Origin of the sequence: Streptomyces marianii, assembly GCF_005795905.1 — a bacterium.
Taxonomy (GTDB): domain Bacteria; phylum Actinomycetota; class Actinomycetes; order Streptomycetales; family Streptomycetaceae; genus Streptomyces; species Streptomyces marianii.
On the sequence record NZ_VAWE01000001.1, the window covers coordinates 5,312,932 to 5,326,983 of the forward strand.

12 protein-coding genes are annotated in these 14,052 nt (G+C 71.9%); 7 read left to right on the top strand and 5 right to left on the bottom strand.

Annotated elements, in window-relative coordinates; translation table 11 throughout:
• Positions 1 to 130: 130 nt before the first annotated feature.
• On the bottom strand, positions 131 to 1,768 hold the full coding sequence (locus FEF34_RS23945) for a tetratricopeptide repeat protein (protein ID WP_234042538.1): 1,638 nt from the start codon (positions 1,766 to 1,768) through the stop codon (positions 131 to 133).
• A 109-nt stretch (positions 1,769 to 1,877) separates the two neighbouring features.
• On the opposite strand from FEF34_RS23945, the gene FEF34_RS23950 reads away from it, so the two are divergent.
• Entirely contained in the window at positions 1,878 to 3,245 is a 1,368-nt protein-coding gene (locus FEF34_RS23950) for an FAD-binding oxidoreductase (RefSeq protein WP_138054976.1), read from the top strand.
• A gap of 201 nt (positions 3,246 to 3,446) precedes the next feature.
• On the opposite strand, the gene FEF34_RS23955 is transcribed toward FEF34_RS23950, so the two are convergent.
• Complete coding sequence (locus tag FEF34_RS23955) at positions 3,447 to 3,950, bottom strand: SsgA family sporulation/cell division regulator (RefSeq protein ID WP_138054977.1); 504 nt, start codon at positions 3,948 to 3,950, stop codon at positions 3,447 to 3,449.
• 265 nt (positions 3,951 to 4,215) lie between these two features.
• Here FEF34_RS23955 and FEF34_RS23960 point away from each other — a divergent pair, with 265 nt between their 5' ends.
• On the top strand, positions 4,216 to 5,754 hold the full coding sequence (locus FEF34_RS23960) for an RDD family protein (RefSeq protein WP_138054978.1): 1,539 nt from the start codon (positions 4,216 to 4,218) through the stop codon (positions 5,752 to 5,754).
• Between the two features lie 86 nt (positions 5,755 to 5,840).
• On the top strand, positions 5,841 to 6,644 hold the full coding sequence (locus FEF34_RS41425) for an RDD family protein (RefSeq protein ID WP_171053068.1): 804 nt from the start codon (positions 5,841 to 5,843) through the stop codon (positions 6,642 to 6,644).
• Here the strand turns inward: FEF34_RS41425 and FEF34_RS23970 are convergent.
• Complete coding sequence (locus FEF34_RS23970; protein ID WP_138054979.1) at positions 6,630 to 6,944, bottom strand: hypothetical protein; 315 nt, start codon at positions 6,942 to 6,944, stop codon at positions 6,630 to 6,632. The genes FEF34_RS41425 and FEF34_RS23970 overlap by 15 nt on opposite strands.
• Positions 6,945 to 7,371: 427 nt before the next feature.
• Here FEF34_RS23970 and FEF34_RS23975 point away from each other — a divergent pair, with 427 nt between their 5' ends.
• Together FEF34_RS23975 and FEF34_RS23980 are read left to right on the top strand one after the other, a co-directional pair.
• Entirely contained in the window at positions 7,372 to 9,804 is a 2,433-nt protein-coding gene (locus FEF34_RS23975; protein ID WP_138054980.1) for an immune inhibitor A domain-containing protein, read from the top strand.
• Positions 9,805 to 10,166: 362 nt separating this feature from the next.
• Positions 10,167 to 10,481 carry a hypothetical protein gene (locus FEF34_RS23980; protein ID WP_138054981.1) on the top strand — a complete coding sequence of 105 codons (315 nt, stop codon included), beginning with the start codon at positions 10,167 to 10,169 and terminating at the stop codon, positions 10,479 to 10,481.
• A gap of 240 nt (positions 10,482 to 10,721) precedes the next feature.
• On the opposite strand, the gene FEF34_RS23985 is transcribed toward FEF34_RS23980, so the two are convergent.
• Together FEF34_RS23985 and FEF34_RS23990 are read right to left on the bottom strand one after the other, a co-directional pair.
• On the bottom strand, positions 10,722 to 11,306 hold the full coding sequence (locus tag FEF34_RS23985; protein WP_138054982.1) for a nicotinamidase: 585 nt from the start codon (positions 11,304 to 11,306) through the stop codon (positions 10,722 to 10,724).
• A gap of 149 nt (positions 11,307 to 11,455) precedes the next feature.
• Positions 11,456 to 12,787 carry a nicotinate phosphoribosyltransferase gene (locus tag FEF34_RS23990; RefSeq protein WP_138054983.1) on the bottom strand — a complete coding sequence of 444 codons (1,332 nt, stop codon included), beginning with the start codon at positions 12,785 to 12,787 and terminating at the stop codon, positions 11,456 to 11,458.
• A gap of 92 nt (positions 12,788 to 12,879) precedes the next feature.
• Between FEF34_RS23990 and clpS the strand changes: the two genes are divergently transcribed.
• Together clpS and FEF34_RS24000 are read left to right on the top strand one after the other, a co-directional pair.
• Complete coding sequence (clpS, locus tag FEF34_RS23995) at positions 12,880 to 13,191, top strand: ATP-dependent Clp protease adapter ClpS (RefSeq protein WP_026165308.1); 312 nt, start codon at positions 12,880 to 12,882, stop codon at positions 13,189 to 13,191.
• Positions 13,191 to 13,787, top strand: coding sequence for a DUF2017 domain-containing protein (locus tag FEF34_RS24000; protein WP_138054984.1), 597 nt, complete (start codon positions 13,191 to 13,193; stop codon positions 13,785 to 13,787). The genes clpS and FEF34_RS24000 overlap by 1 nt, the downstream gene beginning before the upstream one ends.
• The last annotated feature ends 265 nt before the right edge of the window (positions 13,788 to 14,052 follow it).

The following is a 14,052-nucleotide window of genomic DNA, read 5'->3' on the forward strand; positions in this document are numbered from 1 at the left end:
CCGAGCCGCTTTCGTCCCCCCACCCCGAACCGCTCCGATCGGCAGTCCGCCCGGCCCCGGCGCTTCCGGGAGCCGGTTCCGGTGCCGAGCGGGCCCGGCCGTACACGACCGCCCGGCCCCGGACGAGGCGTCAGGTCCCTGACGGTTCGCCGTCATGGGTCTCCCGCGGACTCCCGGCCCGCCGGCTCGCCTGCGGATCACGCGGAGCACGGGAGTCGCCGTCGCGGGGCCGGGCGGTCCCGGAATCGCGGGGCTCGCCGGAGGCGTCCCCGCCCGGGCGGCGGGACGGGCGCTCCTCGCGGTCGTCCGCCGCCCCGTCGTCGTCCGGTGCCCCGTCGTCCTCCGGAGGCAGATCCTCGTCCGTCGCCCACGGCTCACCCTCGACGTCGACGGGGCCGCCCGGAGGGGGATTGCCCAGGACCGAGACGGCGCGCTTCGCACGCGGCACCAGGAGTGGCGAGAAGTACGGATTGAGGCGCAGAGCCTCCCTCAGGTGCCTGCGGGCCGGGCCGTCCTGGCCGAGCGCGCGCTCGATCTCGCCCTGGTGGTACAGGGACAGCGCGCTGCGCAGCCCGGGCGTCGTCGCACGCTTCAGGTACTTCAGCCCCTCCTGCGCCCGCCCCGCCCGGTACAGCGCCCAGCCCAGCGCGTCCGAGACGTGCGCGCTGCGGTGCCCCCGCTTCCACTCCTGCGCGAGGCGCTGCACCGCCGCCTTCGCCAGTCCGTGGTCCGCCTCGTACCGCGCCAGCGTCAGCTCCTCGCTCACCCCGTACTTCCGGGCCTTCGCGGTCAGCCGGCGCACCTTCTCGTAGAAGGCCCGTGCCTCCCCGGCCATGCCCAGCGACTCGTACAGCTCACCCGCCCGCAGGGCGTACTCGGGCATCGGCGCCCGTTCGATGGCCGCCCCGTAGTCCCGCAGCGCGTCATCCGTGCGGCCGAGCGCCGCCGAGGCCCGTCCCCGCCCCGCCAGGGACGGATGGTGGCCGGGCTCCAGCCGGAGCGCGGTGTCGAAGTACGCCGCCGCCTGCTTGGGCTCGCCCCGCTCCCAGGCCAGCTCGCCGAGCCGGTGCAGCGCCGCGGACCGCTCAGCCTTGCCGCCCGACCGGGACGACGCCTCGTCCGCCAGCGCCTCGGCGTCCTCTTGCCTGCCGTTGTCGCGGTGCACCTGGGAGGCCCGCATCAGGGTCTGCACGGTGCGGGGCCGCAGTTCCTCCAGCGTCTGAAGGGCCTTCGCGGCCGCCCCGTAGGAGCCGAGCCCGCTGTACGCGTCGATCAGCACCGGATACGCCGTCCACTGCTCCGGCGACCGCGCCCGGACGCTCTCGGCCCAGCGTCGAGCCGTGGCGAAGTCCCGCCGGGCGTTGGCCAGCGCCGCCATCCCCAGTTGGGCGTCCGCATTGCCCTTCTCGCCCGGCAGCGCCTCCAGCGAACGCCGCAGGGCCTTCTCCGCCCGGCGGAAGTCCGTCCGGTCGCCCAGCAGGGCGCCCTGCGCCAGGTAGGCCGAGCCGAGCACCGCCCACGACAGGTGGTCGCCGGGATTCCCGGCCAGCCGGTGCTCCTGAGCTGCGATCAGCGCCGACAACTCGGCCGCCGACAGGGCCGCCCCGGGGCCCTCCGCCAGTACGGTCCGGGCCGCGGGACCCGGTGCGGGCAGGGGCGGCCCGTCGTCCCGGCCCGGGCCGACGAGCACGATTCCGGTGGCGACCGCCCCGGCGGCCAGCGAGGCGATCACTGCGTTCCTGGCAAGTGGCGCGTATCGCTTCTTCATGGCGATCACTGTGCGCCACCCTCCGGTCCCGTACGAAGTGCCCACCCGGCGGAGCGACGCGGATCGCAGACGGGTTCACACCGATGGCCCCCGGTGCGAATCTGGGATCATGGACGATCTCCTCTCCCGGCTCGGCGAGAACCTCCCGCCCGAAGCCCTGATCACCGATCCCGACGTCACGGCCTCGTACCGCAACGACATGGCGAGCTTCTGTGACGCGGGCACCCCGGCCGTCGTGGTGCTGCCGCGCACGGTCGAGCAGGTCCAGCACGTCATGCGCACGGCGACAGAACTCCGCGTCCCCGTCGTGCCGCAGGGGGCCCGCACCGGCCTGTCCGGCGCCGCCAACGCCTCCGACGGCTGCATCGTCCTCTCCCTCGTCAAGATGGACCGCATCCTGGAGATCAGCCCGGTCGACCGGATCGCCGTCGTGGAGCCCGGTGTCGTCAACGCCGTGCTGTCACGGGCCGTCGGCGAGCACGGGCTGTACTACCCGCCGGATCCGTCCAGCTGGGAGACGTGCACCATCGGCGGCAACATCGGCACCGCGTCCGGCGGACTGTGCTGTGTGAAGTACGGCGTCACCGCCGAGTACGTGCTCGGCCTCGAGGTCGTCCTGGCCGACGGCCGGCTCCTCAGCACCGGCCGCCGCACGGCCAAGGGCGTCGCCGGCTACGACCTCACCCGGCTCTTCGTCGGCTCGGAGGGGAGCCTCGGCATCGTTGTCAGAGCCGTGCTCGCGCTCCGGCCGAAGCCGCCCCCGCAGCTCGTCCTCGCCGCGGAGTTCCCCTCGGCCGCCACCGCGTGCGACGCCGTCTGCGCGATCATGGAGCGGGGCCACACGCCGTCGCTGCTGGAGATCATGGACCGTACGACCATCCGGGCCGTCAACGCGATGGCGCAGATGGGCCTTCCGGACACCACCGAGGCGCTGCTCCTCGCCGCCTTCGACACCCCCGACCCCGGGCCCGACCTCGCCGCAGTCGGGGAGCTGTGCGCCGCTGCGGGCGCCACCCAGGTCGTCCCCGCCGAGGACGCGGCCGAATCGGAGCTGCTGCTCCAGGCGCGCCGGCTGTCGCTGACCGCGCTGGAGGCGGTCAGGAGCGCGACGATGATCGACGACGTCTGCGTACCGCGTTCCCGGCTCGCGGCGATGATCGACGGCACCGCGGCCATCGCGGAGAAGTACGACCTCACCATCGGCCTCTGCGCCCACGCGGGCGACGGCAACACCCACCCCGTCGTCTGCTTCGACCACCACGACCCCGGCGAATCCGCCCGCGCCCGCGAGTCGTTCGACGAGATCATGGCCCTCGGCCTGGAGCTCGGCGGCACGATCACCGGCGAACACGGCGTGGGCGTCCTGAAGAAGGAATGGCTGGCCCGCGAACTCGGCCCGGTCGGTGTCGAGTTGCAGCAGGCGGTCAAGAAGGCCTTCGACCCGCTCGGCATCCTCAACCCCGGCAAGCTGTTCTAGGTGTCCCCGTCACGTCAGTGACGCGTTCCCCCGGCCCGGCGTCCGTCTGCCACGTCCGGCAACCGTCTTCCGTGTCCACGGGCCCGTCCCCGTCCACGGGCCCGTACCCGTCCGTGTCCACGGGCCCGTACCCGTCCCCGTCCCCGTCCCCGGGCCGGCACCGCGGACACCGCCTTGCAGCCCTTCCCGCCGCCACTCCGGCTACGCCTCACCGTCCTTCGGCTCTTCCGAGGGACGGGACCCGTCGCCGCCGAGGGCTGGGGAGGGGCCGCGGCCGTGGAGACCGTCGGCCGGGGCCGGAGCGAGCAGCTCCGCCAGCTCGGCCTCGAACCCGAGGTGCTCGGGTTCCGTCCCCGGCGGCACCGCTCGCAGCGTCCGCTCCAGCCACGCCGACACCTGCGCGGAGGGGGCCTCCAGCAGGGCCTCGCCTTCCGGCGAGCTCAGCGCTATGTGGATGACGCTGCGCCCGCCCTCCCTCGTGGGCCAGACGCGGACGTCGCCCTCGCCGCACGCCCGGAAGACCCCCTCCACCATGAGTTCACGGGCGAACGTCCAGTGCACGGGGTGCTCGGACCCGATGTGGAAGGTGATGTGCACGGCATACGCGTCATCTCCCCGGTAGGTGAGCCTGGCCGGCACGGGGACACTGCGCTCCGGCGACAGGACAAGCTTGAGCTCCAGCTCTCGTTCCACCACGGTGTGCATGAGACTGCGACTTCCTTTCCTGGTACGAGGCCCCGGGGCGGGCCACGCAGGGAGAGAGCGCCATCCCCGCCGACTATTACGCGACTTCCGCCCCCAACTTCTCAGTGACCGCGCTCGCGGTCGCGGCAGTGCGGCACAGTGATACCGGAAAGTGGGCCTTACGCCGGGACGGGCCCAGCACGGCGCGCCGGTCTGATAGATGTGGACCCTTAAATCGACCCCCTCGACCCCCTCGACGCCCTCCAGGAGATACGGGACCACGGTGATGAGCGCCCCCACCCCGGCAACCGGCGACGGCAGCCCCACGCCTGGCTACTACCCCGATCCGTCCATCCCGGGATACGTCCGGTACTGGAACGGCACGGCGTGGGTGCCGGGCACGAGCCGGCCGGCGCCCAAGGACGGCGAGACGATGCCGGCGTCACCGCCCTCGGCACACGCGACCTCCGCGCCGCCCGCGGCTGTGGTGCCGCCCGCCCCGTCCGTGCCGACGGTCGAGGAGACGGGGCCCGTCTTCCTGGACGAGGCCCCGGATCCGTCCGCCGGCGGCCGCCCGGACCCGTCCGCCGCCTGGGGGGCCGACGCCTCGCGCCAGTCGGGCTTCGGCGGCGACCGCGACCGCCGGGTCTCCTGGGGTTCCGCACCCCAGGACCCGCGCGCCGGAGGGCTGCCGGGCTCCGGTGCGGACGCCTCGGCACCGGTCGCGGGCCAGGCCTGGGACAGAACGGACGCCAGGGTCCAGGACCCTCGTGCGGCAGGCGCGGCGGGAGCGGGCACGGGCGACGGTGGGGGACCGCCCGGAGTCCGGTTCGGCCGGCCGGCCGGCAGGCAGGCGCTCGACGACGACCCGGAGCCGGCGGGCGCCGTGCCGGACCCGACCGGTGGCGCCCTGCCCGGTGTGCGCAGTGTCGGCGGGCCCGCCGAGGAGCCGGAGCGGCCGGTGTCCGACGGCACGGTCACCACCCGTGTCGCCCAGGGTTCGCAGCGCGGCACGCCGACCGCCGAGGGCACGATGTCGATCCGTACGAGGACGTCCTCTCCGCAGCAGCCCGCGCAGCCAACGGCACAGACGCAGGCCCCCGCCCAGGCGCCGGCGCAGCCGCAGGTGCCGGCCCAGCAGCCGGCGCCCACGCCCCCGGCTCGGCAGCCGCAGGAGCCGGAGCCGCAGCAGCCGCCCGTGTCCGCGGGGCCGGGCGGTGGGTCCGCCTCCTGGGCGCAGCAGGTCCACCGGCTGGCGCAGACCCCCGAGGAGGAGCCGCCGGTCGTTCCCTGGAAACCCCCGGTCAGCGATCCGTTCCTGCTGGCCGCTCAGGCCCAGGCCTCGGCCCGGCCCGCGAAGCTCGGCCGGCGTTTCGCGGCCCGGCTGATCGACACCGCCGTCCTGGGCGCGCTCGTGGCCGCCTCCTCGTACCCGTTCGTCTCCGCGGCGCTCGCGCACATCGACGAGAAGATCCAGGCGGCGAAGCTGTCCGGGGAGACGGTCACGGTCTGGCTGATCGACGGTACGACCGCCTTCCATCTCGGGCTCTCGCTCATCACGATGCTCGTGCTCGGCACGCTCTACGAGGCGCTGCCGACCTCCAGGTGGGGTCGTACGCTCGGCAAGCGGCTGCTGGGGCTCCAGGTGCGGGACATCGAGTCGCACGAGCCGCCGTCGTTCGTGGCGGCCCTGCTGCGCTGGCTGGTGCACGGCTTCCTGGGCGTGCTCGTCGTCGGTGTCCTCAACGTGTTGTGGTGCGTGTTCGACCGCCCGTGGCGGCAGTGCTGGCACGACAAGGCGGCGCGTACGTTCGTGGCCGGCTGACGCCCCGTTCGTCCCGTTGGCCCTGCCGTCCCCCGAACGGCTCTTGAGCCGTTGCGGGGCCCGGTGGGGCGGGGTGCACTGCCCCCATGAGCAACGACCAGCCGCCCGGCCCGCCGCCCGAGGACGATCCGTTCCGCAAGAGGCCGCAGCAGCCGCAGGAGCCCACGCCCCCGGGCGGGCAACCGCCCCCCGGCGGTCCTCCGCCGAGCGAGGGTCCCCACGGTGCGCCGCCGCCCGGTGGCGGCGGTCCCTACGGCACCCCGCCGCCCGGTGGAGGCCCGCACGGAGCCCCGCCTCCCGGCGGTCCTCCACCGCCGGGTGCCGGCTCGCCGTACGGCTCGCCCTACGGTGCCCCGCCGCCGCACGATCCGCACGCCTACGGGGGCGACCCCTACGGAGGGGGCGATCCGCTCCAGGGGATGCCCCCGCTGGCCGACTCCGGCAAGCGCATCCTCGCGCGCATCATCGACTGGCTGATCGTCGCCATCCCGCTGCTGATCATCGGCATCCCGTTCGGGATCTACGACAGGGTCGCGTCCGGGGACGGCTTCGACGAGTGGGTGGCGAGCAGCAGCACCGGTGGGCAGTGGGTGTTCCAGCTCATCTCGATCATCGCCTACGTCGGCTACGACACCCTGATGGTGCGCAGCTCGGGCCAGACACTGGGCAAGAAGCTCATGAACATGCGCGTGGCGATGCTCAACGACGGGAGCACGCCCGACACCGGCTCCTCCCTCACGCGCGCCGTGGTGCTCTGGCTGCCGCAGCTGATCTGCTGCCCGTGTCTGTGGCCGCTGATCCTGCTGATCCTCATCCTGGTGGACAAGCCGTACAAGCAGGGCCTGCACGACAAGGCCGCCAAGACGGTGGTGGTGTCAACGGCGCCCTGAGTGCTGCCCGACGCGGTACCGGTCCGGGGTGGGGGCGACGGGCACCCGGGCCGAGGGCTCCGCGGGGAGGGAGCGGTCCTCGACGGCGGCCGCACGGCCTCGACCGGCCGTGCGCGCCGCCTTGGTCCTGTCCGGCGCCGGCAGGCTCACGGCGACCAGCAGGCCCAGCGCGAGGGCGGTGACCCCGACGACGGCGACCCCGAGCGCCGTCGTCGCACGGGAGATCAGAAGCATGGCGACGGTCGAGACGACGACGGTGGCCGAACCGTAGGCGAGCTGTGCGGCAGTCGGACGCGGCATGACGGTTTCCGTCCCTCGAGGCATCGATGTCGGTGGTGTGTCGCAGAGGGTCGCCCTGTCCGGCGGCCCTACGAGGGTGGATGCCCGAGGGGGACCGGTAGTAAGCGTGACCTAACCCACGGTACCGGTGCACTGGGGGCGCATCGAGTCACGCGTCTCACGAACCGGCCCTGCGGGTGCGCCTGTTGACCGGAGGGCCGGGTCGCGAGGGGGGCGCCGCGATGGACCAGGCCGTGAACGCGCGAGGCACGTCCGCTATCCGGAACTGTGCTACTGCATAGTGCAGTTGGCCTGTCCAAGTCAAGGTCTGTTTTTTCTCCGTCAACTCCGGTCGAATGTCGTCACTTGTGACGCGCTGCCGCGCGCGGATCCACCCCACATTCCTTGGACCCGCGGTACGCCGGCGCGCAGGGGAGGACACCTTCAAGTGACAGGCAAACGACGGGCGATCAGAGCGTCCGCGGTGCTCGTGGCACTGGCCACGACAGGGGCTACGGCCGCGGCATTCACCACGGCCCAGGCAGAGGACAGGCCCTCCGGGGCCCCAGGAGTGGAGCGCCACGACCCGGCGCCCGGCTCCGACCACAACAAGGCCCAGAAGGGCCAGGTGGACCACGATCTCGAGGGTCCGTTCAGCAAGCAGCAGGAGGAGCAGCGCCAGGCGGCGCTGGAGCAGGTCATATCCGGGGACGCGACCGTGCAGAAGCGCGGCGCGTCCAAGGTCGTGAAGCTCGACGCCAAGAAGTACGTCGAGCTCGGCCGGGAGAAGACCGACAAGATCTTCACGATCCTCGTGGAGTTCGGCGACAAGGTCGACGACAGCACGATGTTCGACCCGGACGGCGATGGTCCGAAGCCGCCGGTGCAGAAGTACGGCGGCACCCCCGGTCCACTGCACAACAAGATCGCGCAGCCGGACCGCAAGGTGGACAACTCGACCGCCTGGCAGAAGGACTACAACCGGGAGCACTTCCAGGACCTGTACTTCGGCGAGGGCAAGGACAAGAAGGGGAAGCCCAAGCACTCGCTGAAGACCTACTACGAGCGCACCTCCTCCGGCCGGTACTCGGTCGAGGGCACCGTCTCGGACTGGGTCAAGGTCGACTGGAACGAGGCCCGCTACGGCTCCAACTACTGCGGCCAGTCCAACTGCAACAACGTGTGGGACGCGGTCCGTGACGGCGTCACCGCCTGGACCGCCGACCAGAAGGCCAAGGGCCGTACCGACGCCCAGATCAAGGCGGACCTGGCGCAGTACGACCAGTGGGACCGCTACGACTTCGACGGCGACGGCGACTTCAACGAGGCCGACGGCTACATCGACCACTTCCAGATCGTCCACGCGGGCGAGGACGAGTCGGCCGGTGGCGGCGCCGAGGGTGCGAACGCCCTGTGGGCCCACCGCTGGTACGCCTACGGCACCGACGCCGGCAAGACCGGCCCGGCGAACAACAAGGCCGGCGGCACCCAGATCGGCAGCACCGGCATCTGGGTCGGCGACTACACCATGCAGCCGGAGAACGGCGGCCTCGGTGTCTTCGCTCACGAGTACGGTCACGACCTCGGTCTTCCCGACCTGTACGACACCTCCGGCGGCGGCGAGAACTCCACCGGCTTCTGGTCCCTGATGTCGTCCGGCTCCTGGCTCGGCACGGGCCAGGACGCCATCGGCGACCTGCCCGGCGACATGAACGCCTGGGACAAGCTGCAGCTCGGCTGGCTCAACTACACGAAGGCCAAGGCGGCGACGAAGTCCAAGCACAAGCTGGGTGTCGCGGAGTACAACACCAGGAACCCGCAGGCCCTCGTCGTCGAGCTGCCGAAGAAGAAGGTCACCACCAGCATCGTGAAGCCCGCCGAGGGCTCCATGCAGTGGTGGAGCGACATGGGTGACGACCTCAAGAACACCCTCTCCCGCTCCGTCGACCTCACCGGCAAGTCCACGGCGTCCCTGGAGCTCACCGGCTGGTGGGACATCGAGGCCGACTACGACTACCTCTACACCGAGGTGTCGACGGACGGCGGCGCCAGCTGGACCGCCGTGGACGGCACCGCCGACGGCGCGCCGATCACCCGTGACGCCTCCGACGCACCGGCGCTGACCGGTCCGTCGGGCGCGCACAAGAAGCTCGTCTACTCGCTCGACGCCTACGCCGGCAAGAAGGTCGACGTCCGCTTCCGCTACCAGACGGACGGCGGCGTGGCGGGCATGGGCTTCGCGGCGGACGGCATCGTGGTCTCCGCCGACGGCGCCCCGGTCTTCAGCGACAACGCCGAGACCGAGGTGGCCGGCTGGACCGCCAAGGGCTTCTCCCGCATCGGCGAGTCCTTCACGGACGAGTACGAGCAGTACTACCTCGCCGAGAACCGCCAGTACGTCTCGTACGACCAGACCCTCAAGGTCGGCCCGTACAACTTCGGCTTCAAGGCGCCGAAGGACGGCTGGGTGGAGCACTACCCGTACCAGAACGGCCTGCTCGTCTGGCTGTGGGACACCTCGCAGAAGGACAACAACACCAGCCAGCACCCCGGCAAGGGGCTGATCCTCCCGGTCGACGCCAACCCCAAGGCCCTCAAGTGGGCCGACGGCACGCTGATGCGCAACCGCATCCAGTCGTTCGACTCGACCTTCAGCACCTTCCGCTCGGACGCCCTCACCCTGCACAAGGCGGACGTCCCCGCGCGGATCGCCGCCCACAAGGGCAACCCGGTCTTCGATGACCGCAAGGGTGTCTACTGGTTCGAGGAGAACCCCACCGCTGGTGTTCAGGTCCCGGACACCAACACCAGGATCTCGATCGTCAAGGAGCCGAGGAACGGCCAGACGATCACGGTCAAGGTCGGTCCTTCGGTCAAGTAGGACGTAGCACCGCACAGGAGCGGGGTGTCCGCGCGCTCGTCGCGCGGGCACCCCGCTCCGTCGTGTCGGGCGCGTACCGCCGGAGCGGCCCGCCGGCCGGGTGATCATCCGCGGCGACGGTCTCCGGCCGTCCGGGGACCGGGTCGCGCCATGGCGTCCGTTTGTTGACGCTCGGGTGACTCCAAGGGTGGGCGAGATGTCCGCAAGGAGCGTTCGGTGGCGCGTCCTCTTGCTGATCAATCATTGAAATCGCAGGTCAGAGCATGATCGGCCATTGCCCTCTAGCGGGCGACGGCCGATCGTGTTTAGGTGCGTCTGGCGAAGTTCTTATTGACAGTGAGCTCACGGGGGAGTGATGCGATGTGCCCGGCGGAGGTTTCTGCAAGCTGCCAGGAGGCAGTGTCGTGGTCGCGATAGGTCTGCCCGACCCGGCAGGCGGCGGCCGTACGGTGCGTGTTCTGGTGCACGCGGCGAACCGTGCGCGCGCCCTGACGCGGCTGCGCAACCTGGGGCTGCGGGCGGTGTATCTGCGCGGTAACACGGAGCCGCCGACGCCGGACGAGATCACGGCGGTGCTGCACCATCCGGACGGACTGCTCTGGCGCACCCATGAGCCGCTCGCCCAGGAGCTCTGGCATCCCATCCGGGCCCTGCTGCACCCCGCGCGCGGCGCGTAGGGGCCTCCGCCGTACCCGGAGCGGGCGGGGCGGCGGAGGCCGCCCTCCTGTGTGCCTCCCCGCTCCGCGTGCCGCAAGCCGGCGGGCGTCCCACCCCGGCGCGCACCGGGGTGCCAGGGGCGGGCGTCGTAGTCGCCTTCGTCGACGACGACGGTCACGCCGTGGGCGAGCGGGGCGCGGCGGCCCGGTGCGCGGGAGGCCGGGCCCGGCCCGCCGGCGGCGGCCAGTCCCGGACGCCCGTCAGACCACCGGCTTGCCGGAGAGCTCCACGCCCGCCTGCCGCATCTCCTCCAGGGCCCGGTCCGTCGTCTCCTCGGAGACCCCGGCCGTGAGATCGAGTAGCACATGTGTGCGGAAACCCTCGCGCGCGGCGTCCAGCGAGGTGGCTCGGACGCAGTGGTCGGTGGCGATGCCCACGACGTCGACCTCGGTCACGTCGCGGGAGCGCAGCCACTCGGCCAGCGTCACGCCGTTCTCGTCGGCGCCCTCGAAGCCGCTGTACGCCGCCTCGTACGCGCCCTTGTCGAAGACGGCGTCGACGGAGCCGCAGGCGACCGCGGGCGCGAAGTTCGGGTGGAAGCCCACGCCCTCCGTCCCGGCGACGCAGTGCGCCGGCCAGGAGTCCACGTAGTCCGGCCGCTCGGAGAAGTGGTCGCCCGGGTCGATGTGATGGTCGCGGGTGGCCACCACGTGGCGGTAGCCGGCCTGGGACTGGCCGATGTAGTCGGTGATGGCGGCGGCGACGTCCGCGCCCCCGGACACCGCGAGGCTGCCCCCCTCGCAGAAGTCGTTCTGAACGTCGACGACGATCAATGCGCGGTGCATGGCGGGTGTCCTTCGGTGGGTGCGGCGGGTGGGGGGTCGGGAGGGCGGGGGACGTTTCGAGGGTAGAGACTCCAACCGCCTTGCGGGAGGGGGCCTTTCCCTGCTAACGGGGCTGACTTCGTCTCTCGGTCATCCGGTGTCCATCCGGGTCACATGAGGTACTCCGTGGGGATCACCGGTTCACCGCGGGACAACTGCGTCGCGGAGATCGGCAGCGCCGTGCGCGCCGCGACGTGCCGTTCCCGGGCCGCGTCCAGAGGCTCACGGGCGACGACCTCACCGCCCTTGACCAGCTGCGTCAGCAGCTGCCGGTCCACGAGGGACTTCGGTACCGGGCCGGTGCCGAGCACCTCGGCCTCGGCGACGCCCTGCTCGTCCCGACGGCGGGCGGCCCACTTGCACCCGCCCACGGACTGCTTCCCGCCCGTCGACTTCTTCGCCACCGGCACCAGCGGTGCGTCCCGGGCTGCCGACCCGGCGCGGGCGACCAGTTTGTAGACCATGGAGCAGGTCGGGTGGCCGCTGCCGGTCACCAACTGCGTGCCCACGCCGTAGGCGTCCACCGGTGCGGCGGCCAGTGACGCGATCGCGTACTCGTCCAGGTCGGACGTCACGACGATCTTCGTGTCGCGGGCGCCGAGGTCGTCGAGCTGCCGGCGCACCCGATGGGCGACCATCAGCAGGTCCCCGGAGTCGATGCGCACGGCCCCGAGGCCGGTGCCGGCGATCTCCACGGCCGTGCGGACGGCCTCGGTGACGTCGTACGTGTCGACGAGCAGGGTCGTGCCGCGCCCGAGCGAGTCGACCTGGGCCCGGAAGGCGTCCCGCTCGGTGTCATGCAGAAGGGTGAACGCGTGGGCGCTGGTACCCACCGTGGGGATGCCGTACCGGAAGCCCGCGGCGAGGTCCGAGGTGGCGTGGAAGCCCCCGACGTACGCCGCTCGCGCGGCGGCGACGGCGGCGAGCTCGTGGGTGCGCCGGGCGCCCATCTCGATGAGCCGGCGGCCCGCGGCGGCCGCCGACATCCGGGAGGCGGCGGCCGCGATCGCCGAGTCGTGGTTGAGGACCGACAGGATCACGGTCTCCAGCAGCACGCACTCCGCGAAGGAGCCCTCCACGCGCAGGACCGGCGAGCCGGGGAAGTAGACCTCGCCCTCCGGGTAGCCGTGGATGTCGCCGCCGAAGCGGTAGCCGGCCAGCCACCGGAGCGTCGGTTCGTCCACGATGCCCTGGTCCCGGAGGTAGCCGAGCACGCCCTCGTCGAAGCGGAAGTTCTCCACGGCGTCCAGGACGCGTCCGGTGCCGGCGACGACGCCGTAGCGGCGGCCCTCGGGCAGCCGGCGGGTGAAGACCTCGAAGACCGACCGGCGGTCCGCGGTGCCCGCCTTCAGGGCCGCCTGCAGCATCGTGAACTCGTACTGGTCGGTGAAGAGCGCGGTCGACGGCACGGAGACCGGCAGACCCAGATCCGCAGTGTTCATGTGTGCGATGCTAGCGCAGATTTCGTCAAAGTGACGAGATGTCGTCGGATCGGCCGGGGGCGTTTGTGCGACCGGGCCCCCCGGGTGGCAGCATGGGTGGAGTGACTGTGCCCCTAGAGATCGAGCAGACCCAGTCGGCCGAGGAGACGTTCGCCGTACCCGAACCCGACGTTCCCTGGGTGACGATCGTCCACAACGATCCGGTCAATCTGATGAGCTACGTCACCTACGTCTTCCAGGCGTACTTCGGCTACTCCAAGGACAAGGCCCACAAACTGATGCTCGACGTCCATCACAAGGGACGCGCCGTCGTCTCCAGCGGCACCCGCGAGGAAATGGAGCGCGACGTGCAGGCGATGCACGGCTACGGACTGTGGGCGACGCTCTCTCAGGAACGTCAGTGATGGCAGGTCAGTTCGAGGCGCTGCCCGGCGGTGGCGCGGCCGTCGCGCTCGACGAGGTCGAGATCTCCATCCTGCGCTCCCTCGCCGTCCAGCTCCTGGAGCTGATCGGTCCCGGCGAAGAACCCGCCGAGGACGCGGATCCGCTCGCCGCGCTGTTCGCGGAGGGGCCGAGCGAGCCGCCGTCCGACCCCGCGCTCGCGCGGCTCTTCCCGGACGCGTACGCCAAACCCGAGACCGAACAGGGCGAGGACGAGGAACTCCGCGAGTTCTCGGCCGAGTTCCGCCGCTTCACGGAGAACGACCTGCGCGCCCGCAAGCGCGACGACGCCCTCGCCGTCGTCCGCAACCTCGACGCGCTCACCGTGACGGGCGAGGGCGGGGCGATCCTCAAGCTCACCGCCGAGGACTCGCTGCACTGGCTCGGGGCGCTCAACGACCTGCGGCTGACCATCGGCACCCGGCTCGAGGTCACCGACGACGACGAGAGCGGCGACCTGTACCGGCTGCCCGACTCCGACCCGCGCAAGCCCATGGTGATGGCGTACCTCTGGCTCGGGGCGCTCCAGGAGACGCTGGTCGAGACGCTGATGCCGTAAGGGCTGTCCCGTAATCCCCAGCGGGCGCACGACGACAGCTGCGGCACCTCGCTGCGTTGCCGGATCGCCCGAATACGCCCAGTATGAGGACGACCGACGACCCTCCGCCTTGCGATGCACCGCATCTGACGCCGCGCGCTGATCCACCGGTGATGAAGGGACAGCCCTCAGCCGCGCCCGCCCCCGGCGCGGTGCCGGTGGTCGCCGCGCCGGACGACGGGCACCGCGGGATCTCCGTGCGCCGGAGGCGCCGGATCGTCACGGC